Raw genomic sequence first — 22,374 nt, 5'->3', positions numbered from 1 at the left:
CTGGCGATCACAAAGGAGGCTTCCTGCACATGCCCGGAGGACGGAAACCCAATCAATGGGTGATGGTGATTTTGGCGCTGATTCCAATGCTCATGGTGCTTGGGAACGCGGTACTGATTCCCGGCCTGCCACAGATGCAGAGCCGCATGCACGTATCCGCCATGCAGGTGAGTCTGCTCATCACCTTGTTTTCCGTGCCGGCCGGGGTAGTGATTCCCATTGCAGGCTTTTTGTCCGACCAAGTGCAGAGGCGATTCGTCATCGTCCCCGCCCTGCTGCTCTTTGGCGCCGGCGGGGTGCTGGCAGGATGCGCTGCCTGGTTCCTGCCAAACCCGTACGTCTGGGTGCTGGCCGGCCGAGTGCTGCAAGGTATGGGTGCGTCTGGAACGGCCCCCATCGCGATGGCGGTGGTTGGTGATTTGTTCAGCGGCGACGCACGCAGCAGGGCCCTTGGCATCAATGAGGCGGGCAACGCACTTGGCAAAGTGATCAGCCCCATTGTCGGATCCGCCGTGGCTGCCATTGCGTGGTTCGCGGTTTTTTTCATTTTTCCAGTGCTCTGCTTGCCGGTCGCAGCGGCGATTTGGTGGCTCATTCCAGAGCCTGCGAAGGACCGGCAAGGTCAGCCGCTCGGGCAGTACATTCGGTCCCTCAAGGAAGTCCTGCACCGCGACGGCCGCTGGCTGTGGGTCGCCTATTTGTGCGGTGCCGCAGGGTTGTTTACCCTGTTCGGCATCCTGTTTGACCTCTCCGAACTTCTGGAAACACAGTACCACATGATGGGCATGCGAAAGGGCCTGGTCCTCGCCATCCCCTTGCTGGTGCTGTGTTCGACCGCACTCGTGGCTGGTATCGTCATCAAAAAAAGAAAGCCGCTGATGAAGTGGATGGTCATCGGCGGCTTCGCGGTACTGGCAGCTGCACTCTGCGCGGCACCCTTGACCGGCCGCAGCGGCTGGTGGCTGGTGGCATTCAGCGCTGTCGGCGCCTTGGGCATTGGCTGTGTCCTGCCCAGCCTGAATATGTTTATCACCTCTGCCGTGGACAAGTCCCGCAGAGGGGTGGTCACCAGCCTTTACGGCAGCGTGCGGTTTCTCGGTGTCGCTGCAGGTCCGCCAGCCTTTACCTGGATGCGCAACCTTTCGCCGGCGTTCATGTTTTTTGCGGTCGCCGCGCTGGCCGTAGTCTGCGCCGTGCTGGTACTGTCTTTGTTTCACGTCCCCGCCGACGAACCGGCGAAGGAACCTCGGCCGGAACGACCCAAGGGGCGCATCCGCGCGCGCGCCTGACCGCGGACAGCTGTAATCATGAGTTTTCGCCGCGCCGCATATGAATGATGGGGACATGCTGTACGAGGGGATGGAAGCTATTGCAGACCCCAGACCTCTTCCTCATCATCTTCATTGTGCTTGGCGCCGTGTGCCGCGTGAACCTGGTGTCTGTGGCCGCCAGCATTCTGCTGGTCGTGCGGATGCTGCACTTCAACCGTTACTTGCCCCTGCTGGAGCGAAGGAGCCTGGAGCTCGGGCTGTTGTTTTTGATGATCTCGATTTTGGTCCCCTTAGCCATGGGGAAACTCTCTGCCCGGGACATGGCGCACACCGTGTTCAGTGTGGCGGGCCTGCTGACCATCGCGGGCGGCGTCGTGGCCACCATGATGAATGCAAAAGGGCTTGCATTGCTGCAAGCCTATCCATCGTTGCTGCTCTGCGTCGTCCTCGGGACCGTGCTCGGCATCGTACTGTTTCGCGGCATGCCCGTGGGGCCGTTGATGGCGGCGGCCCTAGCAGCAGCGGCCCTCTCCGTGTACGGCTGGTTCAAAGGGTAAGCGCATCGTGATCGCGATGCACAGAAAACACCCCAGCGGATGCCGGGGCGTACAGTGCGCCGCTTGGCGCCTTACAACGGAAACTGCATCACGATATGCTGAACCGCATTCGACCGCAGGATGCACTTGCCGTATTCCTCCAACACAGCGGTGGTCACTTCCGAGTATTCACCGTACTCGTGGAGAATCGACCAAATCGAGTCGTATTCATCTTCCTGAACCGAATCCTCGTCCACAAACAGCTGATACTTGCCATTGTATTGATACAACGAGGTGTGAATATCGTAGTCGTACAATGCGTAGCTCACGCGAACGACGTCTTCAAAGTCGGGAAAGCTGAACACGAACGAGGAGAACATCGTATCAGACAGTTCGACATCCATTGCATCGTCGTCATCTGCCGTGCGACCGTGTCCAGGCAAACTGGGCACTCGGGTGACGATAATGACCACCCCTTCGGAAGGCATCGTAAACGCCTCGACCGCGATGGGTCCAGCGATTTCAAAACCAACCTCTGCATAGGCGGTTTCCATCATATCCCAGAACAATTCCTGGACTTTTTTTCCGTTCAACCAGATTTCATCCCGGTCAATGCCGCGTTCCTCGAGATCGTCGTAGCTGACGAAAATCCGAACCTTGTCTTTTGCGAGCCGTTCTACATGCATCCCGTTCCCCTCCTTTTCGTTCGCGTCGTGCGTTTCATCTGGACGGTGAACGAATCACAATGCTTATTATAAAGTATTCGCCAATTCAAACATGGCGTGCGCGTATATCTCGATGCAGCGGAAATAATCTTCCAATGCCCAACACTCGTCCTTCTGGTGCGCGAGGTCCGGCTGCCCTGGAAACAGTGCGCCGAACGCGACCGCGTTTGGGATGGCCCGCGCGTAGGTCGCGCCGCCGATGGTGATGGGATCCGCGGGTGCGCCTGTGTGCTCAGCATACACCTTCAAGAGGGTCTTGACCACCGGGCTGTCCAACGGGACGTGCAATGGCGCGAGTCCCCCTTCCCCCGTGACGCGCCACTTATCTGATACGTATTCTTGACAGCGGGCCAGTAATTCCTCTTTTGTCACGTTTAAGGGGTAACGAATGTTGAACAAAAACACATACTGGTCGCCGTCGAGATACGCCCTGCCCAAGTTGGAGGTCAGCGCGCCGGTGATGTCATCCGAACATTCGAGGCCGAGGGCGCCGCCCTTCGTGTCCTGCACGGCGATGCTGCGCCACATCGACGCGTTGGAGACGGATTGGCCAGACAGCACGCAAGCGAGTTTGACAATGGCGTTCACGCCCCGGTCAGGCTCGCTCCCGTGCGCGGAGACCCCATGTGTGACAATTTGAATGCGCGACCCACTGACGTTGACTTCGACGTCAAGCTGGTGCTGCCGCGCGTATTTGTACACCTTTTGCTCCCACTCTGCGGCCGCTGTTTCCGAGTGGCACTCAACGACTGCGTAGGCGTGGTCAGGCACCATGTTGGTCCGCTGCCCGCCTTCGAACGCCACGACCCTGGGGTTCATGGAGTCCGTGTCTGCGTGGATGGCAATCCGCAGCGTCAAGGTCCCCTTTTCCGCGTAAATGAGCGGAAAATCGGCATCTGGGGTAAAACCCCCAAGGGGAGCCGGCTCTTTGGCAAAGTAGTGCGCCATGCACTCCCAGCCGCTTTCTTCATCCAATCCAAAAATCAATCGAATCTTGCGGCGGGGCTTCATCCCCAGCCGCTTGAGCGCGATGAGCGCCCACAGGGTGCTCATTGCAGGTCCCTTGTCGTCAATCGCACCGCGGGCGTAAATCAGGCCGTCGTGAATCTCTGCGCCAAACGGCGGGTACGTCCAGTTCGATCCGGCCGGCACCACATCGAGGTGCGACACGACGGCCACATACTCGTCTCCCTCGCCGTACTCCACATGGCCCGCGTAGCCGTCCACGTTCTTCACAGCAAAGCCTTCCTGCTGCGCCAGGTTCAACATATATGCCAGGGCTCGCGCCGGTCCTGCACCAAACGGCTGGTCCGGCAGCGGAGCCTCTTCTACACTCGGGATCTGCAGCAGTTCCTGCAGCGACTGAACCATGTCCTGCTTGGCGGTCTCGATAAATTCTTTGAACACGCCGCTTTCACCTCATTGTGTCATCAGGTTGACTCGCGTTCTACTACGTTATGCTGCAGCGTGACGGTGTAACTCTCGACGGGCTCGTCCAGCAAGAGTTTGGTCAAAAGGCGCATGGACACAGCGCCAAAGTCGTACATCGGCTGCGCCACGACCGTCATTTCCGGACGCACCATGACCGCCAGGCGCGTGTTGTCGAACGCCATCACTTTGACGTCTTCCGGCACGCGCTTGCCGACATCCTGTACCGCGTGAATGGCGGCAATCCCCAATTCGTCGGTCGCCGCGACGATGCCGTCGACCGCGTGCTCCTGCAAAAACGCTTTGATGAGCGGCAGCGCTGTTTCGTAGCGGCCGTTCTTGGCGTCGACCCGCATCAAACGGCCCTCCAGGCTGCTTTCCATGCCGCTGCCCCGGCGGTCCGCCAAAACAGACATGCCCGGCGTGGGTGTCACGTATGCGATGGCGTGACAGCCCTTCTCCCTCAGATACATGGCAGCGTCGCGGCCGGCTCTGCGGTTGTCGACGTTGACGGATGGAATGCGGCGCTCCGGGTCTTCCGTGGAACAGAGGACGACTGGAATCTGCGCCTGCTCAAACGCGTCGATATGCGCCTTCTCCAAGCGATTGGTCATGTAAATCAGGCCGTCGACCTGCTTCTCCCACATCGTTCCGACCAGGTCGACTTCGCGCTGCACCTGAGCGTCTGAATTCGTCAAAATGATGTGGTAATCATACATGGTTGCAATATCTTCAATGCCGCGAACCACTTCCGCGACAAAAGCTGCCGAGACATCTGGCACGATGACGCCGATGGTTCGCGTGCGTTTACTTGCCAAGCCTCGCGCGACCGCGTTCGGCCGGTATCCCAGCTTTGCGATCGCGTCCAAGACGCGCTGTTTGGTATCTTCCTTGACCACTGCTGTGCCGTTGAGTACGCGCGATACTGTGGCCATGGAGACCTTGGCTTCGCGCGCCACATCATAAATCGTGACTGTCACGGTGCGACCCCTCCGATGCGCTGTTGTCCAGGCATACTTTTCACCATCATATCACGGATGTGGAACATACGTACAAAATTCCTGTCCTCACCGCCGGTTTTTGAAGGACTTTGAAACGAGCGGGCACGCTGCCGGATGTCGATCTGACATCCGCCGCACGGTAAAAAGGAAAAGAGCCCGGAACCCTCCGAACTCTCCTCCAGCAGCAACAGCGTATGGTGCGGGTGAAGGGACTCGAACCCCCACGGTCGCCCGCCAGAACCTAAATCTGGTGCGTCTGCCAATTCCGCCACACCCGCGTGGTCATTTTGTGCAGTCCAGCCTGCAGGGTTTCCCACACGCTCAGGATTCCCTGCACCCTTCGAACACGCCCGCGCTTGTGCGGTGAGTCGACGTACATGATAACACCACATCGATTTCACGTCTACCCACTTAATAGGTTCCTTTGATGACAAAGAATGAACCGCGAATGGTTCCAGCGAGTTTCGATTTCTGACGGGCGAACTTGAATTTGTCCGCTAATTCCTTGGGGACCTCCATTCCCTCAGACAGCTTAAAACCAACCGCCCGCTTTTTCGGGTCGTCGATGGTATACATGACGTTGACGACCAGCCCGTCTTCGTAAAACACGTAGGCATACTGGATGTTGTCCACTTGAAAGCGGGACGTTTCCAAGGGCTTGGCGGCCAGTTCCAGATTCCGTTCTTCTTTCAGGATTCGATTGACGTAATCGAGTGTTTCCTGGCTTTCGCTGGCCGGGACGACGGTAAATGCATGCTTGTATTTGTTCATAAAGTAACGAGCTTCGTTGGCCCGCAGGCCAGCCAGCGCTGCGGCGACGGGTGAAGATTCCAAACCCGTCGTCGACACGTTTTGAAAATCGACTTGATAGGACATGTCCAAAGCTCCCTTTTCGCTCATGGTTCCAACAGCTTCGCAAGTTGCCCGCACCAATTCGTCCAGCCCCACCTTGCGCCTTGCAGGCCTTGCTCATTGCCGATGCCCGTCTGTTCGAGATGGAGATTCACCTTGCCGTCACCCAAATCCTGCAGGGTCAACGTTACCGTATGCTTTTCCCCGCTTTCCAAGGTATACGACAGCCGGTGCGGCTCCTCCACGAGCAGAACTTCTCCTTCAATGATGCCATTCCACCCATTCCTCGGCGGCATGCGAAATTGAAAGCGGTGCCCGACGACAGGCTGAAAATCATTGTCAGCGATCCACTTGGCCAGTTTGCTTGCGTCGGTCAAAGCGGACCAAAGCTTGTCCACCGATGTCGTGAACTGAAAGTCTAAGGATAACGTCAAACTCACCCTTCTTCCTCCTCCAGAAGCTGGTGCAGGCGCACCATGTTCTCTTGCCAAAACTTGCGGTAGAAACTCAGCCAGTCTTCAATTTCCTTGAGTGGAGCGGGGTTGAGCCGATAACGCGTCTCACGGCCAACCTTCCGGTGGGTGACAAGCCCTGCTTGTTTGAGAATGGTCAGGTGTTTGGAAACCGCCGTCCGTCCGATGCTGAAGTGTACGGTCAAATCGTGCAGCGGCCATTCCTTTTCATCCGCCAGCAGACGAAGCAGCTCCCGCCGCGTCGGGTCGGCAACGGCCGCATAGACGTCCCGCTCCGGATGGGGGCTGTTCACAATCACCACCCTGCTTTCATTTGTGGAAAAGACACTGTATGGTGTCCTGTCTAATTCATCATAGGACACCATATGGTGTCGTGTCAATGGACGGTCAGGACCAAGTCGTCTGCCCACGTGACGCATCAGTCGTGTGGTCGTCCGAGCGCGCCCTTGCAGCCGTCTCTCCCCGCCATTCACCCCGGTTCCATGGTCCGCAGTCCTGCTTCCGCTGCGTAGGGGCTCAGCCTTGCTTTTCCGGCCGCACATCGCTTTGGCGCGTGCACCCACAGCACGTGCCGGGCACGCGTCATCGCGACGTAGAACAGTCTCCGCTCCTCTTCCTCCGCTTGTCCATCCAACGCCGGCGCTGATTTTTTCCGCCGGAAGAGCGATGTGTCGTCGTTCGCCAGGTAGGGATTTTGCGCCACAGCGCCAACGATGTGCACGATGTCCCACTCCTTGCCCTTGGCGTCATGAAATGTGCGAAACTGGGGCATCGCGTCGGGCACCACGCCTTGACACGCACGCCAGGCGGCCAGCAGTTGTCGTCTCGTTCGGGCCAGGATCGCGACATCCGCGCCGCTGTCATAGCGTCTGGCTTGGCGCACGAGGCCGGCGACGCCCACCGCTTCCGCCGCCTCGCTTGGCCACAGGTGTGTCCCGCAGCGGCCCGGCGCCGCACTGAACGCTTGCATCTGTTTCTCCATGCGGTGCCGATTGTGTGCAATCAGGCGTACCGCCGCCAGCACAATCGACCGATCGGAGCGGAAATTGGTCGACAGACGGTGGCATCTGGCATCGTGGTAGCTCAACTGAAAATCCAATAGCCCGGATGGGCTTGCCCCCCGAAACCCGTAAATGGACTGGTCGTCGTCGCCGACGACAAACACCGGGCACCGGGACTGGTGCACCAGGAGCCGAACGATTGCCCACTGAATCGGATTGGTGTCCTGGTACTCGTCCACCAACAGGTAATCGAACGCTGGGAGCTCTGCGCCGTGCTCTTCCAAGGTTTGCGCAAACGCCACCAGAATATCGTCAAAGTCCCAGCGATGGGCACGCGCTTTCATATGTTCGTAGCGTGTCAGCACCGCTCCTTCGACACCGCCCATGGCGCTGTCGACGGGCCACACCGATTTCTTGCGTGTGTTCGCCAACAAGAGGCGCCGTACCGTGTCCATGTCGCCGACGCCGAACTTTTGCGCTGCCGCACGCATCAACTGTCGCTGTTCGAGCTGTCCAAGAATGACGGGGATGTTTGGGGTGTGGGCCAACAGCATTCGAAACGCTTGACTGTGAAAGGTTCCCAGTGGAAGCGCGCCCACATCACCGTCCGCCAGCCCTCGTTTGCGCATGCGCTGTTTCATGTCCAAGGCTGACTGGCGCGTAAAGGTCAGCGCCAGCATGCGCCCTGCCGGGACATGCCGGTGTTTGAGCTGCCACGCGATGTGTTCGGTCAAGACCGTCGTCTTCCCGCTCCCAGGGGATGCGTAAATGGACGTGTTCGACGGCGTGTGTTCGATGATTTCCCGTTGCTGCTCCGTATACATCTCGGTACCCCCGCGACGACTGACATCTGCAGCTAGCCCCATTTTGGATGAGTGCCTCGCCGGTGTCCATGACGCGTAGAAGCGTATGCGGACGGATTGGAGAGACCGCCGGCATGTAGACGCGTCCTGCCTGCATTGGCGCGCCGCTCACAGATGCCGCCGCGACGCCGGATTGGAGCGGACAGATGGGACATGCTATCATGATTGCGGAAAGGGGCAGGTCAATGGCACTCTTCGCACTGGCAGACCTTCACCTCGGTCAAGCCGTGGATAAACCCATGGATGTGTTCGGGGCTGCATGGCAGGACCACACCGAACAAATTCGCCGGTCCTGGTGCGCCGAGGTTTCACAAGAAGATACCGTACTGGTGCCCGGGGACATTTCGTGGGCGATGCATTTGCCGGAGGCCATCCCGGATTTGGACTGGATCGCGGCGTTACCCGGCAAAAAGATTTTATTGCGCGGCAATCACGACTACTGGTGGAGCAGTATTAAAAAGGTGCGCCAAGCCCTGGCGCCCGGCGTTCAGGCCCTCCAGAACGACGCCTTCATCGCGGATGGGTACGCCATCTGCGGGAGCCGGGGCTGGCTGCTGCCGACGCACCCCAAGTTCACGGAAGCCGACCAGGCGATTTACTTGCGTGAAGCCGAGCGTCTGCAGTTATCTTTGAAGGCGGCGGCTGCCTTGGCGCTGCCGATGGTCGCGATGATGCACTATCCTCCCACCGACCAGGACGGCAGCTCCACCCTCTTCACGGACCTGTTGGAACAATACGGTGTCGAGCGGTGCGTGTACGGACACCTGCATGGGCCGGCTCATCGCTTCGCCTTCGAAGGTACGCGGCGAGGGGTATCGTACCACCTGGTCAGCGCGGACTACCTTCGTTTCGCCCCGCTTCGTCTCTAGCGCGGAGCGTCTTCGCTGTGCCCTTGATGCGCCTGTGCTTGGTACGATCGCGATCGGCGTGCGAGTTCGGTCAACTGTTGCAGGGCATCCACCGCGGTGCCAGCCGACTGTTGAATCCGCTGCAGCTGTTCGGCTTGCCGCGACGAGTCGTTGTCGACGTTCTGTAAGTCATGCGCGGCCGCTTCGCGAATCGCAGCGACCGCCGACTCCGCTTCTTCTGCCAGGGCTTTGATGGATGAAAAGCGCGACGCTTGTTCCTGTGTCATCGAACCAGGCCTCCTGTTCGGGAATCGTACGAGGTACCAAATGGGACCTGCTCTGGGTGCTTGCATCGGTACCTTTCCCGCTCTGGCGCGTCCTTATCCTTTCGTACACAGGAAAATGCCGTACCCGAGTGCGTGGTGGTTGCGGTCCAGCCATTTCGCGTTCATCTCCAAAATACTGAGAACGAGCGGATTGCGGTATGCACCTTTGGAGGACAAATCGACCGGGTCCGGGTACTTCTGTTCGGCGATCATCGCTTCGTCCGGGATGACACGCCGCATCGCCAGAACCCGGATGTCTTCAAACCCGGCCTTTCGATAACTGGTTCTCCATCCGCCCAAGTCCGGGACCTGTCTGACGCCGTACGCTTCTGCCACCGTCTCCCGCCACGCCTCGGTGACCGGCTCGGTCACCAGCATTTCCACGTCGACATAGTGTCCCCCCGGTTTTAACACGCGGTACACTTCCGAAATAGACTTCTCCGGGTCGCAGAACACGTTGACCGATTCGGTGATCACGACGTCGAACACACCGCTCGGAAACCGCAGGGATTCCGCGTTGCCCACCAGAAATTTCGCCGGAATGGACAGCAGTTTTGCGCGCTGCTTCGCCTTGCGGATCATCGCAGGGCGAATGTCGACGCCCGTCACCTGACAACCGAACCGCCGCTGGACTTCGACCAGCGTCCGCCCCGTGCCGCAGCCGATTTCCAGCACACAGTCCGACGGTGACAAAGACACGTGTTGCAGCCACAGTTCGGTGCTGGCCATACCGCCTGGGTGAGCGCTGCCCGCTCCCACTTCCGCCAATACGTCCTGATAATCCATGCATCGGCACCTCCCTGAGCACGCTACCCCATGGTATGCATGCCGCCTGCCTTTGGCGCTCGATTGTTTGTCCGCGGTACAGTACAATGATGGCGAAAGGATGAAGCATGTTGGAGACACGGCTTGTTGGGGTTTATTTATTATCGGTGGAAGAACCAGACGATTACATCTTCGTCCCCGCTGGGGTTGTCGTGCTTATGGAGCGGCAGCAGTTTCAAGTGTACTGTGTCAAATCGAGTCACAATCTCTATCGTCAGGCGCTGCACAAGTTTTCCTTTGACGAACTGGAGCAAGGTGTGCGCTATCGTGATTACGGATTTCGGCTGGAGGACCTCTCCACGATGATGGTGCAGCACGGCTGGGTCGATACGGCGTCCATTCCCGATATCCTCGCAAACCTGTACGAGCGAAACCCGAGGCATTTGTTCTTTCTTCGGGACATCGTGCACGCCCTGCGGTAACCGGGAAAACAAAAGCAGGGTCCGGTTTCCCCTTCACCCTGCTTGCGCTTGTTCCATCTGTGGTTGGTTGAAGCCGGCTTACGGCTCCTTGCCCACGTTCAATTCACCGGGCCAGGCTAAGGTGCCGCCTTCACAGTTGGCGACGTGCATAAAGCCATTCGCCTTCAGAAACTGGGCGACCTTCTGTGAGCGGCCGCCGCTGCGGCAAACAAACACATAATGCTGATTCTTATCCAATTCACCCATCCAGTCCGTCACTTCCTGCATGGGTTTCAGCGGGATGCCGGGGACGTGCCCTTCTTCGTACTCCTCCGGCGTCCGAACGTCGATCCACTGGTATGCTCCCTCTGACACCAAGCGACGGACTTCCTCCCAGGAATACTGAGGAATCCCATCGAGTTCGCGCGGCACATGCGTCACCTCATTTTCAAACGGATACCCTGCAAAGGTATCCTGACATGCCGCATGCGGATTTGTCAAATCCATGGCAGCCACGCTACAAGATGCGTTGAATTGCATCCCGAAGGACGTCCGCCGCGATCGCGAAGCCGATTCCCTGTGAACTCTGACTCACCGCTGTGTTCATGCCGACGACTTCGCCGCGCAGGTTGATCAGCGGACCGCCGCTGTTGCCGCGGTTGATGGCGGCGTCGGTCTGCAGCAGGTTCGGGTATTCACGGTCGCCGATTTGCATGGGACGTTCCGTACTGCTGATGATCCCGACGGTCACGGTGTGGTCGAGTCCAAGCGGCGAACCGATGGCGACCACCCATTCTCCGACGCGTACGTTTTTGGAACGCCCGATTCTCAACACGGTGTTGGGTGCCGAACCGTCCGCCTGCAAAATGGCGATGTCGTGCACGTAATCCGTGCCGATGATGCGCGCGGGTACCGGTTTCTTGCGGCCGTACAAGCGCATCATCACGCGCGCTGCGCCATGCACCACATGTTCGTTGGTCAAAATGTAACCTCGTTCGTCAAAAACAAAGCCCGTGCCGATGTTCACGGAGCGGGGAGAAGGTCCAGCGAGACGATCCCAGGGCATCCCGAAGGAGAAGGTGCGCTGACTGCTTTGTTCCTGTACCACTTCAATGCCGACGACGGCCTTTTTGTAACGGTCGACCAGGTCTGCGAAGTTGGGCAGCAAAGTCGCCGAGGGGCGGGCGGGTTTGCGGCTTGTCGCGCGCTTCGTCCGTTGCACCATGTTCAGTTCACCTCGCCCTTGTCGAAAGGTCAGTTCACATGTGGTAGATCTTATTCCCCCCGCAAAGAGAAAGTGAGCGAGCCGTGCGGGAATCCACGTTTGCCTAACCGGGCGGGTGAACCGGGCCCGCGTACAAGGCCTGTGCCCAAAGCGGTCAGATATCATCGGTCAGCGCGCTGCGGCCGGGTTCAGTGGCAACGGTCGCAGCAAAAAAGGGCCGCCCGCACAGGTCCCGAAGTCCCTTGGGCCGCCCCGTCTTGTTTTGCATTTGGCAAAATGGGTGTCGGTAAACTATTTTTCAGCGGTCGATGTCTCTGCGGTGTCTCCCGCTTCCGCCGTGACGGCTGCATACGTGCCTGGCAGCGCCGGTTTCGACAGAAACGCCATCCCTTGCTTCAGCTTCATGTACAATCCGCGCGGATCTCGCCCGCCAATTACGGCGTTGTTCCGCATGGCAAAGGGAACGTCGGTGCACAAGCCGCAGTGATCGACACAGTCAGCCACTTCCATCGGAACATCCGGATATTCTTCCTTCAGCATCTCGTAGACATGCTGGGAGTAGTGTTCGAGATTCTTCTTGCACCATTTCACACTCATGGTTGTCGCCATGGACATGTCCGCCCCTTTCGCACCGCTCCTTCCATTTTACACGAAGTGAAGCGGTTGCGTACAGGGCGCAAAGCGGGTGCTCAACGCGCCTCTGCTGCCCGGTATCGCACACCATAGTTGCCTTTGCGCGTGCGGAACACCTGCACCTTGACCGCTTCTTTCCCGCGCAGCAGGTAATCATCGCGTACGCACATGGCGACATACGCAGCAACGGATTTCGAGTCATACAATTGAGCTTCGTAGACCCAAGACATCCAGCGCCCCCCTTTTCGCCCCGTAGTGTGCCCGAACGGGTGCGCGGACATTCGAAGGTGCGGTGCCGGCTAGGCGACGGAGATGGAAACACGCATGCCGCTGTGTTTTTTCACGTTCAATACGCCGACGTCCAACAGCAGGTATTGGCCTTTCACGCCCTGCAGCACACCCGATATTTCAGGGGTCTTGTCGAGCGACAAGGACGTGAGTTTCACCGCGCCCCCCTCCAGACGCGGGTACTGGAACGCGTGGACGGGCTGCTCATCGAGCACCTGGATGCCCGACACATGTTCGCGAAGGTGCCGCAGCACCTGCTGCCGGGTTGCCTCCAACCGCTCCAAAGCCTCCGTCTCGATGGACGTCAGGGCTAACATCTTGCGCCACTGTGTTTTGTCCGGGAGAAATGATGCAATTTCCATCTCGACTTCCCCGGCCGCCTTTCGTGTCGGACACTCCGCGACCAGGACGGCGGCAGACGCGCCTTGATCGACCCAGCGCGTGAACTGTCGGCCCTTGCGCGTCAAGCCGACTTTAATGTCGCTGCTGAATGCGAGATAGACATAGTGGGGAATCATACAGTGCGACGCGGCAAAATCGGCATCGCGGCAAGTGCCAAGATGAAAGTGACACTTGTGCGGCTTGACAATGCACAGGTCGCACTCCGCAAGCGTCGTTACACAGGGGAAACAATATCCGTTTTGATAGAGTTTCTTGACCTTGCGGCCGCAGTGAATACACGCCTTTTCGCCGGTGAAGGTAATTTCCACGCGGCGGCCCAGCCAGTCGTTTAACGAAACAGCCCCATCGTCCGTCACAACCTCATATTGAACGGGCTCATCGGCTCGGTGCTTCATTTCCCGCATAAAACCTTCCAAAACGCGCCCCATGTGCCACACACTCCTATCAGAATCACCTCCACTCTAGCACGTTTGTCCAGGGTTGTGCAGTCCTGGTTGATTCGCTGGACCGGGCCGGGGATGGGTTGCTGAGAATTGGACACCCTGAGTCCAGACCCTGGTGGACGCAGAGCGGTGGACGCAAAGACGTGTCAAGACTGCACCAATACTGACCGTGGTGAAGGAGGACCCAGCATGATGTACGTGGCGCTCGCCATGATTCCTGTTCTGGTTCTAATGGTTTGGCTGTATACGAGGGATACGCTGCACCCAGAGCCTAAGCGGGCGGTGTACCGGTTGTTTCTGTTAGGCGCAGCCATCGTCTTGCCAGCTGGGTTGCTGGAGCGTGTCATGATGGACTCGGGAGTCGGCGGAACCGGCACGGGCTGGAAGACGGCCATCGTGACGGGCTTCTTTGTCGCTGGCATGGTGGAGGAATTCCTCAAGGCGTCCATTGTCGATCGCGGCGCCATTCAACGGGGCTTGGCAAAGGACCCCATCGACTGCGTGATTTACGCGGGCTCGGTCGCACTTGGCTTCGCGATGGTTGAAAACATTCTCTATGTAACGAGCTCCGGGTTCTCCACAGCCATTTTGCGCTCGGTCACTGCAGTGCCCGCGCACTTGATGTTCGGCATTCTGATGGGCAATTTCTTTGCTCGGTCGCTGTGGAATCACGGGAACCGGGCGCTGGCCTACATCGTTCCAGCCTGCGCACACGGCTTGTATGACAGTTTTGCCCTCTCCACCACGCTGTGGGGAGATGCGCTCCTCATCGTCTACCTGCTGGTGCTCCTCGAACTGAGTTTGCGTGTGCTGCGCCGGTTCAGCCGCCGCCGCGCCAACGGCCTGAACGCCGTTCGCACGTAGACGCCCGGCCCGCGCTGCGACGACCCATGCTCTTTGTGGATCGGGTTCGACCAATCGAAGCGAGGGTTGAGGTACCTATCGTGGGTCGTGCCCCTGTTGACCGAACGGCTTGGGCCCTTCGGGAATGCCATCGAACACGAACAGCCACCCTGGGGCGGCGCGGAACACGGTCACGTCCACCGTGTCGTCCATCATCAACATATGAAACAGGTTCATATCGGTTTTGAAGTACGGGCTCATATGCTCGTCGTGAAGGCGGATGTTCAGCACTTTGTAGCGATCTCGGTCCGGCACGCGAATGCCGTCGAACGCCTGGTGTACATCCCACTGCAGGGATGGAATCCATCCTGCCTGGTTGACCTTTTGTCGAAGGTATTCGTAGAAATTTCGGGCAGCTTTTGCTTTGCGGCTCTGCTCCGTGATGAGTGCGTGATAGGTCATGGTACATATCGTCCTCTCTGTTCCAACCTCGCCGAATGATGCAGCGAAACCTATTTCAGTATACACGAACGCCCCCTGTGGTAAACCAACCGGATTAGGGGGCGTTCGATGAAAAAGGATATGGGAAAGTCTGAACCTATTATAGCGAACCGATCTTGAGAATGAAATAGGTAAATCCTAGATAGGAGCGGCAGATTCTGTTGATGTCCCCGTATACGCGTGCTATCATCAAACCAAATGGCTTCCCGGGAGGCGATTTGAACTTGTTCAAATACTACATGGGCATTTGTGTCATGTGTCTCATTTTTGCTGTCGTGGCGCTGTTCTTCTCCGCCAACGCCGGGACGATGGCCGTCGTGTACCTGAGCATGGCCGGTGCGTTTTTGGCCATCGCGTTTGTGACATCCGGCCGCGAGTCTCGCTGGTGACGAACGGGACGCCCAAAGGCGCTCCATGTGTCCCACGCCGGGTGCACCGTGGTAGTGTCACGCAGGGTTGAACGTATCCTTTCAACATGCTGTTTCAACGTGTTGTTTCAAATGACAGAATTTTAGGCAGGATTCGTTCAGCGTCCCGGTTCACTTCGATGAACCGGGCACCGTTTCGTTTGGCGACGGCGGGCAGCCGGCGAACCGGTTCCATTTCCAGTTTGGTCCCCACAATGAGCAGCACTTCGGCTCTGCCAACCCAATCCAGCGCGCGGCTGAAGTGGCGCACCTCCTCTCCTTCCAGGGTAATCCCCGGGCGCAGCACGTCTTTGCACGCGGGACACCGCGGAACCGCCGCCTCCCACGCCAACTGACTTCCATAGATTTGGTCACAGCTCGGACAGCGCAGTTCGCGCAGATTGCCATGCAGTTCGATGACGTGCTCAGACCCGGCATCGCGGTGCAGACCGTCAATGTTTTGGGTAATCACCCAAGCGCCGCGTTTGGCAAGGGCGATGTGGGCCGGGTTGGGAGCGCTACTTCGCCATTCGTTGAGAATGACCCGGTACGCCTCATAGAATCGCTTCGGGTCCGTGTTGAGCAGCTGCGGTCGAAACAGGTCACGCAGCCGGATCCCGGCGACGGTTTCATTGACCAGCGGCAGACCGCTGGCCTTGCTGATGCCGGCACCCGTCAGTGCCACACAAAAGCGGCAGGATGCAATGGCGGCTCGTAACTCTGAGAGATGCGTGTCCAACACGAAATTCACCCGTTTCCATTCTCCATTCTCTCAAATTGCTTCAAAAATTTATGTAAATTCGTTTTATGATATTTACATTTCAACAGGAAAATATTACTGTATGGTTATGAACCTACTTTTACCTGTTAAGGGGGAGCCTTTGTGAATGACGCTTTCGGGAAACGTGTACGAAGACTACGATTGGACCGCGACTGGTCGCAGCAGGAATTGTCTCTGCGGTCCGGCATTTCCACACCTCATATCTCGTCCATCGAGCGAGGAAAAAGGTTCCCCTCTCTGGAATACGCGAAGCGCATCGCCGATGCCCTCGGGGTGGCGCTGGTCGCGCTGTGTGACGACGCTTCTGAACTGCGCAGTCCCAAGATGCGCGGCTCTGCCGAAGAACTGCCGCTTTATCTCCAGAATTTCGTCCTGAACGAGGAGGCAACCCCCTACCTGGAGGTCGCCCATCAAATGAGTCAACTTCCAAAAGAAGACGCGGACTTGTTGAGCCTGGTCATTGGGTTGTTAGTCAAACGCCGCTATGAGACACCGGTTCTGACGCCGTAAACACGGTATCTTCAGCGTTCGGTATCCTCACCCTCATCTTCATCCGGTCCCTGTTCCGGCGCCATCGGGCGTCGGTTTCTTTCGGCCTGCGCCCTCTCCAGTCGTATCAAACGATCTCCTGTTGGATGGCACTGAAGCCGATGATATCACCCGCGAACAGTGCAAGCTCATCCAGCCGCACCCGCTTCGCCCCCATCCGAAACGTGGCGTTGGTAAGGCGAACGACCGCCGCGACATCTGCAGCTTCCAACGCATCGTCTTGTTTGCTGTACAAATGCCACAACTCGGTCCGCAGGTGGACCGTCGCAGACGTCACATCAAACCCGGTGTCGGCACCGGGTGCGGAAACATCGGACGCCTCTTTGTCGAGCGAAGCTTCATACGTATCGTGAATGTCGACGAGATCGCCCTGGACAGGCCCGAACGGGGTCAGCAGGAGCACGTGCAGCCGCTGACCCTGGGCACTGCGGCGGCGTAACAGCACGCGGAGGGCTTCCAGGGTCATCCATTTCGCGGAAACGCGGTGTTGCAGTGCAGCTGGCAACGATGGCCATGGTTTATCATCTTCCGACATGCAAGTCCCTTCCTGCGGACTAGGACCACAGCATTTTTACGCCGTAGCGGCCGCTTCGGGTTTGAAACACACCGATGTATTGGGGCATTCGCCGAAACAGCCAGCCCTCGGCGTCTTCCAGCCTGGCCACCAGACAGTCCGCTTGAAATTTGGTTTCCACCAGCTTGCCGTAGTATACCCAAGCCATGCGCTTTTTCTCCCTCCTTACATCCCGTTTTGCTGCAACAGGGGCAGCGCCACGGTAAATGTCGTACCCTGCCCCATCTTGCTCTCCACTATAATATCGCCGCCATGTTCCACAACGATATGCTTGGTAATGGCCAGCCCCAAGCCAATGCCGCCCGATGCGCCCCGGGTGCGCGCTTTGTCAGCCTTGTAAAAGCGTTCCCAGATATACGGCAGGTCTTCTTCGGGAATCCCGCTCCCCGTGTCGGCCACGCGAATGTTCGCGTGGCGCGAGCTGCAGCTGACGGCGAGGCGCACACAGCCCCCCTCCTGCGTGTGGCGAATGGCGTTGTCGACCAGGTTGGTGAAGACCTGCTCGAGCCGGTCGGGATCGCCGTTGACAACGACCGGGTCCGTGGGCACGTCCACGCGCAGGCCGATGCCCCGTTCGACCGCCAGGGTCTGAAACTTGCGCGCCACGCGTTTCACCAGGGCAATCACGTCGGACTCCGAAAAATTCATCTGAAACTGACCGGACTCCAACTGCGCGAGGTCGAGCAGTCCGTTGACCAGGCGCCTCATGCGGAGCGTCTCGTCCAGAATGATTTCCGTCAACTCCCGCCGCTGCTCGGGGTCGTCGCCAAACTCGTCGAGCAGCGCTTCGGTATAGCCCTGCAGCATGCTCAGCGGCGTGCGCAACTCGTGGGAGACGTTGGCGATGAAGTCTTTGCGCAGGCGGTCCAGTCTGCGCTCTTCGGTAATGTCCCGCAGCACCGACACGATGGCTCGAATCTTGCTGCCATCGTACAACGGCGTCATGCGAATAATCATATGCCGACCCTGCCAGGACGTTTCTCTGACGATGGAATCGCCCCGTTCAATCGCCATGTCGAGCAGCTTGCTCATGCTGTCCGGCAGTTTGTTCAGCTCGGCGATGCCGGTTTCCTCGAAGTTCAACGATGTAAGCCGCCGGACCGCCGGCGGATTCGCCAGTGTGATGTTGCCCTCCAGGTCGGTTGCGATGACCCCGTCTTCAAGGGATGACAAAATGCCGCTGAGCTGATCGCGCTCCATCGACAAGGTTTGGATGCTTTGCGCCAGCTCACTGGCGAGCGCGTTGAATTTTCGCCCCAGCCGGCCCACTTCGTCGTTGGTGGATACCTTGATGCGCCACCCGAAGTTCCCCTTCGCCATCTCTTCGGCCACTTCGTTCATCTGCAGCAGAGGCCGCGACAGGTTCTTGGACACGACAAAAGCGAGTCCGGTCGTCAGCAGTACACCCAGCGCCATGGCAAACAAGATGATGTTGCGCATGGTAATCAAGGGCTCTGCCAGGACACTCGTGTGTTGACTGACGATAATCATGCCAGGCTGCGGTTTGGCAGGAATCTTGAGGTAGACCGAGACCACAGCGGCCCCGCCTTGTTTTGACGTAATGGACACGGCTTTGCCCGCGAGGAAGCGGTTCCGCTGGGCCGTTGAAAAGGTGTCATAGGCGGTCTTCATGCGCTGGTCGGAGGTGTAAGGCACGTCCACCGAGATGTTCACGTCTTCCACAGACGCCAACTGACGGGCGATTTCGCCAACGACGGACAGCTGGTCGGCCGTGGCTAAGTGCTGCACGCTGGCAGCCACGCGAGCGAGGTTCTGAGACTGATTCTGGTAAAAGTAGTTCGTAAAAAACTGCTGCAGCAAAAAAGTCAGCAGCAAGAGAACCAGCAGCACCATGCTGACAATCGTCAGCCACAACTTGGCGACGATGCTGTCTCTGACAATCCGAAGCAGTCTTGCGCTCACGACGTAACCTCAAACTTGTAGCCGACGCCCCACACCGTCACAATGTAGCGGCTGACTTCCTCCGACGCTTGTCCCAGCTTCTCACGCAGCCGTTTGATGTGCGTATCGACGGTACGCTGGTCGCCGTAAAACTGATAGTTCCACACGTCGCGCAGCAACTCTTCGCGGTTGAACACCTTGTCCGGCCGCTGCGCCATGTACACGAGCAGGTCAAACTCCTTGGGCGTCAAGTTGACTTCCCGGTCCCCCACTTCCACGCGCCTGGCGTCAATGTGGACGGACAACCCAGGGAACGTCAGCACCTGCTGTAAATCCGTGCGGTTGAATTCAACTTCTCCGGCCCGCTTGAGTAGCGCCTTGACACGCATGATCAGCTCGCGCGGACTGAACGGCTTGACCACATAATCGTCCGCGCCCAGCTCGAACCCATGAATCCGGTTCATTTCATCCCCGGCGGCCGTGAGTATAATAATCGGGGTGTCCTGGTGCTGTCGAATTTGTGCGCAGACATCGCGACCGTCCAGTTCCGGCAGCATCAGATCGAGAATAATGACAGCATAAGGCTCGTGCAGCGCCTTGTCGAGTGCGGTCTGCCCATCTTCCGCCTCGTCCACGGCAAAACCGCTGCGCTCCAAATACATCCGAACGAGCCGGCGGATTCGTTCTTCATCGTCCACGACCAAGATGCGCGGTAACTGGTCCATCGGTCTTCCTCCTGTCTATACGCTCCTACGTCCATTATGCCGTGATCGCGTAAATGCAGCAACTAGGAATCCCTTGGACCGCCTGCGCCAGTGTGCTGCGGGACGCTTCACCGCGGGCGCTGCGACCGCCGCTCTGTGTAATGCCCGGGGTGCGTCCTGTGGTCCGTGCCGTGGCCTGCGCGTGCGTGCGCGTGCTGACCCCGTTTGTTGTACCCACGGGCGCCGCTGCTGCGCGCTGGACCCACTGCCGCCGGCGCTTCAGGCTGAGCGAGGTGCAGTGGGTACGCGGGCGGTGTCAACCCGACACTCTCATACAGCGCGGTCCATTCCTGGCGTGACAAGAGACGCCAATCTCCCGGCGCCACATCGCCGAGCTCGAGCACGCCAAACTTCACGCGCTTCAGGCGCTTGATGACCAGGCCGACCGCTTCAAACATCCGTCGAACTTGGCGATTTCGGCCCTCGCGGATGGTGAGCTCCAACACAGACTCGCGCGGGTGCATCCGGAGGACGCGCACCGTCGCTGGCTGCGTCATCCCATCTTCGAGCGCTACCCCTTGTTCCAGGCGTGCAATCGTCTCTTTGTCCGGCATATCGAGCACGGTGACGCGGTACACTTTGTCGACATGGTGGCGCGGGTGCAACAGGCGGTTTGCCAGCTCGCCGTCATTCGAGAGCAGCAGCAAGCCAGTCGTATCGTAGTCGAGCCGGCCAACCGGAAACAGGCGTTCCGGGATATCTTTCAACAGTTCCATCACTGTCCGCCTGCCCTCCGGGTCGGAGACGGTGGTGACATAGGAAGTCGGTTTATGTAAAATGACTGCCACCCGCCGTTCGGCCTGAATCGGCTGTCCGTCCACTTCAATCCGCTGCGTGCTGGGATTGACTTTCGTGCCTAAAACCGTGCAGACTTGACCGTCCACGGTGACCCTGCCGGCCAGGATGATTTCCTCGCACCGGCGCCGAGAGGCGACACCGGCCTGGGCCAGCACCTTTTGCAAGCGTTCCGGCTGCGATTGCCCTTGTTCTGTGGTCCGACTTCGCTCCATTGCGTGATGGGCCCCCCGTTTCGTGATTCACTTATTATAGTAGCTTCGGTTGACCGTGGCAAAAAAATAAAGCCCGCCCGTCGTGTCAGGTGCTGCTTTGTCACGACAGGTCGGACCAATGTGACGAACACGGAAGCCTGGAACGGATGAAATGCGCTCTGCCGGGATTGCACATCATGGCAAACTTGGAACCAGGGCAAACCTAGGTTAACTGGGGAGATTGGGACCCTGGGGCTGCGCCGTCGAATTGGGCGACGATTGCCCCCGGAGCATGGACTGGATTTTTTCGACGACCACGGGGGCCATGTCAATCAACCGGTCATACAGCTGATTCTGATTGTCCGTGGACAAGAGCCGCACCTGGTTTCCCTGCACGATGAGGAATCCAATCGGGACGATGTTCACCCCGCCGCCGGAACCGCCCCCGAAGGGATGGTCGCTGTCCGTGCTGCCCGCCTTGCTGTCGCCTGTCTGAAACTGGCTGCCGCCTGCCGCGAATCCGAAGCCCACGCGGGAGACCGGCAATATGACCGTGCCGTCCGGTGTCTCAACGGGATCGCCAATGATGGTGTTCACATCGACCATTTCACGAATGCTCGTCATGGCCGTTTGCATGAGTCCTTGAATCGGGTGATCCATTCGTCTGCTTCCTCCTCCACACTCGAATGAAGCGCAAACCTGCACCGATAGCGTAACCAGCGCGTACACGCAGTATGCACTCGAGGGTCGTATGCAGCATCCTTCGTTCAAAATCTGGCTGGATTTGAATGTCTGGCATTTGTTCGAACTGGCACAACGTCGACATCGACCCGAGGACCGTGGAAGTGATGCCCCACGCTGCGCCGCAGCTCATGCCGCTGGTGACCACATCCCCGGTGCCGACACGAATATGGCAGCGGAAGCGGCGCACATGCACCCGTCCGAGCAGGCGTTTGACCACCGGCCACACCTGGGCGATGCGCTCCATCCACCGCGGCCACGCACGCAGGAACTGAAGGATGTCCTTCAAACTCACGGCCTCCACATTCGCGTCGGCTTGGGCGGCATGGGTCCCGGAAGACGGCGCATCTGCAGGATGTGAAGCCTTCTTGTGTCTGACGACAACCGCTGGCCCGTTGCCGCCGATGGTGGCGTCAATGTGCGTCAGCTGGCGGCGGATGTGGACGAGCCCAAACAGCCAGCGGACCGACAGCAGGCCCTCGTCGTCGCTGTCCTCTCTTCGATACTCAAGTGTCACGGAAACCGGCAGCCAGAGGAGCCAGAAGAGCACACAGGCTAAGCCGCAAATGAGAAGGAGTACGGTCACAGCAACGCCCACCTCTTTACTCTCATCCAGTGGATTTTCCCCATGCAGAACGCAAAGGAGGATGCCAGACTGGCAAAACCCGCTGGAGATCGGTGGTAGTGTCCCCGCCCGACCGCTGAATCATGTAGGACGTTATCGAGGAGGCTGCAAAGGCGAAGGCAGCGAACGCCCAGGCGCCACCGGTCGGCCAGCCGAG

At 58.7% G+C, this 22,374-nt stretch carries 30 protein-coding genes and 1 tRNA gene; 7 read left to right on the top strand and 24 right to left on the bottom strand.

The window, feature by feature from the left end:
- Positions 1–29 precede the first annotated feature (29 nt).
- Positions 30–1,289: an MFS transporter gene (locus JI721_RS16130; protein ID WP_274455877.1), complete on the top strand. Its 1,260-nt coding sequence runs from the start codon at positions 30–32 to the stop codon at positions 1,287–1,289.
- Between the two features lie 80 nt (positions 1,290–1,369).
- On the top strand, positions 1,370–1,828 hold the full coding sequence (locus JI721_RS16125; protein WP_274455876.1) for a DUF441 domain-containing protein: 459 nt from the start codon (positions 1,370–1,372) through the stop codon (positions 1,826–1,828).
- Between the two features lie 71 nt (positions 1,829–1,899).
- Here the strand turns inward: JI721_RS16125 and JI721_RS16120 are convergent, their stop codons facing one another.
- From JI721_RS16120 to JI721_RS16085, 8 genes are all read right to left on the bottom strand, one after another.
- Positions 1,900–2,493 carry an adaptor protein MecA gene (locus JI721_RS16120; RefSeq protein ID WP_274455875.1) on the bottom strand — a complete coding sequence of 198 codons (594 nt, stop codon included), beginning with the start codon at positions 2,491–2,493 and terminating at the stop codon, positions 1,900–1,902.
- Positions 2,494–2,559: 66 nt separating this feature from the next.
- On the bottom strand, positions 2,560–3,939 hold the full coding sequence (pepV, locus tag JI721_RS16115; protein ID WP_274455874.1) for a dipeptidase PepV: 1,380 nt from the start codon (positions 3,937–3,939) through the stop codon (positions 2,560–2,562).
- 23 nt (positions 3,940–3,962) lie between these two features.
- On the bottom strand, positions 3,963–4,940 hold the full coding sequence (locus tag JI721_RS16110) for a substrate-binding domain-containing protein (RefSeq protein ID WP_274455873.1): 978 nt from the start codon (positions 4,938–4,940) through the stop codon (positions 3,963–3,965).
- A 216-nt stretch (positions 4,941–5,156) separates the two neighbouring features.
- Positions 5,157–5,239, bottom strand: a tRNA-Leu gene (locus JI721_RS16105).
- Between the two features lie 133 nt (positions 5,240–5,372).
- On the bottom strand, positions 5,373–5,837 hold the full coding sequence (locus tag JI721_RS16100) for a phage tail protein (RefSeq protein ID WP_274455872.1): 465 nt from the start codon (positions 5,835–5,837) through the stop codon (positions 5,373–5,375).
- A gap of 20 nt (positions 5,838–5,857) precedes the next feature.
- Positions 5,858–6,253, bottom strand: a complete 396-nt coding sequence (locus JI721_RS16095; protein ID WP_274455871.1) for an SRPBCC family protein — start codon at positions 6,251–6,253, stop codon at positions 5,858–5,860.
- Complete coding sequence (locus JI721_RS16090; RefSeq protein WP_274455870.1) at positions 6,250–6,579, bottom strand: ArsR/SmtB family transcription factor; 330 nt, start codon at positions 6,577–6,579, stop codon at positions 6,250–6,252. Before JI721_RS16090 ends, JI721_RS16095 begins: the two co-directional genes overlap by 4 nt.
- A gap of 176 nt (positions 6,580–6,755) precedes the next feature.
- Positions 6,756–8,111, bottom strand: a complete 1,356-nt coding sequence (locus JI721_RS16085; protein ID WP_274455869.1) for an ATP-dependent helicase — start codon at positions 8,109–8,111, stop codon at positions 6,756–6,758.
- A 224-nt stretch (positions 8,112–8,335) separates the two neighbouring features.
- Here JI721_RS16085 and JI721_RS16080 point away from each other — a divergent pair, with 224 nt between their 5' ends.
- The gene (locus tag JI721_RS16080; protein ID WP_274455868.1) at positions 8,336–9,019 is read left to right on the top strand and encodes a metallophosphoesterase; all 684 of its coding nucleotides are present in this window, start codon (positions 8,336–8,338) and stop codon (positions 9,017–9,019) included.
- Here the strand turns inward: JI721_RS16080 and JI721_RS16075 are convergent.
- Positions 9,016–9,285 (bottom strand): hypothetical protein, encoded by a 270-nt coding sequence (locus JI721_RS16075; RefSeq protein ID WP_274455867.1) that lies wholly within the window; start codon positions 9,283–9,285, stop codon positions 9,016–9,018. The two genes, JI721_RS16080 and JI721_RS16075, sit on opposite strands and share 4 nt — an antisense overlap.
- Before the next feature lie 93 nt (positions 9,286–9,378).
- Positions 9,379–10,110 carry a class I SAM-dependent methyltransferase gene (locus JI721_RS16070; RefSeq protein ID WP_274455866.1) on the bottom strand — a complete coding sequence of 244 codons (732 nt, stop codon included), beginning with the start codon at positions 10,108–10,110 and terminating at the stop codon, positions 9,379–9,381.
- 110 nt (positions 10,111–10,220) lie between these two features.
- On the opposite strand from JI721_RS16070, the gene JI721_RS16065 reads away from it, so the two are divergent.
- Positions 10,221–10,571 carry a hypothetical protein gene (locus JI721_RS16065; protein WP_274455864.1) on the top strand — a complete coding sequence of 117 codons (351 nt, stop codon included), beginning with the start codon at positions 10,221–10,223 and terminating at the stop codon, positions 10,569–10,571.
- 78 nt (positions 10,572–10,649) lie between these two features.
- On the opposite strand, the gene JI721_RS16060 is transcribed toward JI721_RS16065, so the two are convergent.
- The 5 genes from JI721_RS16060 to JI721_RS16040 all read right to left on the bottom strand — a co-directional run bounded on the left by JI721_RS16060 (position 10,650) and on the right by JI721_RS16040 (position 13,526).
- The gene (locus JI721_RS16060; protein WP_274455863.1) at positions 10,650–11,057 is read right to left on the bottom strand and encodes a rhodanese-like domain-containing protein; all 408 of its coding nucleotides are present in this window, start codon (positions 11,055–11,057) and stop codon (positions 10,650–10,652) included.
- 10 nt (positions 11,058–11,067) lie between these two features.
- Complete coding sequence (locus JI721_RS16055; RefSeq protein WP_274455862.1) at positions 11,068–11,775, bottom strand: S1C family serine protease; 708 nt, start codon at positions 11,773–11,775, stop codon at positions 11,068–11,070.
- Between the two features lie 291 nt (positions 11,776–12,066).
- Positions 12,067–12,384, bottom strand: a complete 318-nt coding sequence (locus tag JI721_RS16050) for a YuzB family protein (RefSeq protein ID WP_274455861.1) — start codon at positions 12,382–12,384, stop codon at positions 12,067–12,069.
- 80 nt (positions 12,385–12,464) lie between these two features.
- The gene (locus JI721_RS16045; protein WP_274455860.1) at positions 12,465–12,638 is read right to left on the bottom strand and encodes a hypothetical protein; all 174 of its coding nucleotides are present in this window, start codon (positions 12,636–12,638) and stop codon (positions 12,465–12,467) included.
- A gap of 69 nt (positions 12,639–12,707) precedes the next feature.
- The gene (locus JI721_RS16040; RefSeq protein WP_274455859.1) at positions 12,708–13,526 is read right to left on the bottom strand and encodes a DUF2797 domain-containing protein; all 819 of its coding nucleotides are present in this window, start codon (positions 13,524–13,526) and stop codon (positions 12,708–12,710) included.
- Between the two features lie 204 nt (positions 13,527–13,730).
- On the opposite strand from JI721_RS16040, the gene JI721_RS16035 reads away from it, so the two are divergent.
- Positions 13,731–14,405 carry a PrsW family glutamic-type intramembrane protease gene (locus JI721_RS16035; RefSeq protein WP_274455857.1) on the top strand — a complete coding sequence of 225 codons (675 nt, stop codon included), beginning with the start codon at positions 13,731–13,733 and terminating at the stop codon, positions 14,403–14,405.
- Between the two features lie 75 nt (positions 14,406–14,480).
- Here the strand turns inward: JI721_RS16035 and JI721_RS16030 are convergent, their stop codons facing one another.
- The gene (locus JI721_RS16030) at positions 14,481–14,846 is read right to left on the bottom strand and encodes a hypothetical protein (RefSeq protein ID WP_274455856.1); all 366 of its coding nucleotides are present in this window, start codon (positions 14,844–14,846) and stop codon (positions 14,481–14,483) included.
- A 263-nt stretch (positions 14,847–15,109) separates the two neighbouring features.
- Here JI721_RS16030 and JI721_RS16025 point away from each other — a divergent pair, with 263 nt between their 5' ends.
- A complete protein-coding gene (locus tag JI721_RS16025) occupies positions 15,110–15,274 on the top strand; it encodes a hypothetical protein (protein ID WP_274455855.1) in 165 nt (54 codons plus the stop codon).
- 94 nt (positions 15,275–15,368) lie between these two features.
- Here JI721_RS16025 and JI721_RS16020 read toward each other — a convergent pair whose 3' ends face one another.
- Positions 15,369–16,043, bottom strand: coding sequence for an SIR2 family NAD-dependent protein deacylase (locus JI721_RS16020; RefSeq protein ID WP_274455854.1), 675 nt, complete (start codon positions 16,041–16,043; stop codon positions 15,369–15,371).
- 132 nt (positions 16,044–16,175) lie between these two features.
- Here JI721_RS16020 and JI721_RS16015 point away from each other — a divergent pair, with 132 nt between their 5' ends.
- Entirely contained in the window at positions 16,176–16,583 is a 408-nt protein-coding gene (locus JI721_RS16015) for a helix-turn-helix domain-containing protein (protein ID WP_274455853.1), read from the top strand.
- A 106-nt stretch (positions 16,584–16,689) separates the two neighbouring features.
- Here JI721_RS16015 and JI721_RS16010 read toward each other — a convergent pair whose 3' ends face one another.
- From JI721_RS16010 to JI721_RS15980, 7 genes are all read right to left on the bottom strand, one after another.
- Positions 16,690–17,157, bottom strand: coding sequence for a hypothetical protein (locus tag JI721_RS16010; RefSeq protein WP_274455852.1), 468 nt, complete (start codon positions 17,155–17,157; stop codon positions 16,690–16,692).
- A 19-nt stretch (positions 17,158–17,176) separates the two neighbouring features.
- A complete protein-coding gene (locus JI721_RS16005) occupies positions 17,177–17,344 on the bottom strand; it encodes a hypothetical protein (RefSeq protein WP_274455851.1) in 168 nt (55 codons plus the stop codon).
- A gap of 17 nt (positions 17,345–17,361) precedes the next feature.
- Positions 17,362–19,119, bottom strand: a complete 1,758-nt coding sequence (locus tag JI721_RS16000) for a sensor histidine kinase (RefSeq protein WP_274455850.1) — start codon at positions 19,117–19,119, stop codon at positions 17,362–17,364.
- Positions 19,116–19,823, bottom strand: coding sequence for a response regulator transcription factor (locus JI721_RS15995; protein ID WP_274455849.1), 708 nt, complete (start codon positions 19,821–19,823; stop codon positions 19,116–19,118). Before JI721_RS15995 ends, JI721_RS16000 begins: the two co-directional genes overlap by 4 nt.
- 107 nt (positions 19,824–19,930) lie before the next feature.
- Positions 19,931–20,872 (bottom strand): pseudouridine synthase, encoded by a 942-nt coding sequence (locus JI721_RS15990; RefSeq protein ID WP_274455848.1) that lies wholly within the window; start codon positions 20,870–20,872, stop codon positions 19,931–19,933.
- Between the two features lie 207 nt (positions 20,873–21,079).
- Positions 21,080–21,511 carry a GerW family sporulation protein gene (gene ytfJ, locus JI721_RS15985; protein WP_274455847.1) on the bottom strand — a complete coding sequence of 144 codons (432 nt, stop codon included), beginning with the start codon at positions 21,509–21,511 and terminating at the stop codon, positions 21,080–21,082.
- Complete coding sequence (locus JI721_RS15980) at positions 21,459–22,178, bottom strand: DUF2953 domain-containing protein (protein WP_274455846.1); 720 nt, start codon at positions 22,176–22,178, stop codon at positions 21,459–21,461. The genes ytfJ and JI721_RS15980 overlap by 53 nt, the downstream gene beginning before the upstream one ends.
- Positions 22,179–22,374 lie beyond the last annotated feature (196 nt).

This window comes from Alicyclobacillus cycloheptanicus (assembly GCF_028751525.1).
GTDB classification, from domain to species: Bacteria; Bacillota; Bacilli; order Alicyclobacillales; family Alicyclobacillaceae; genus Alicyclobacillus_L; species Alicyclobacillus_L cycloheptanicus.
This window is presented reverse-complemented; position numbering and strand designations above follow the sequence as displayed.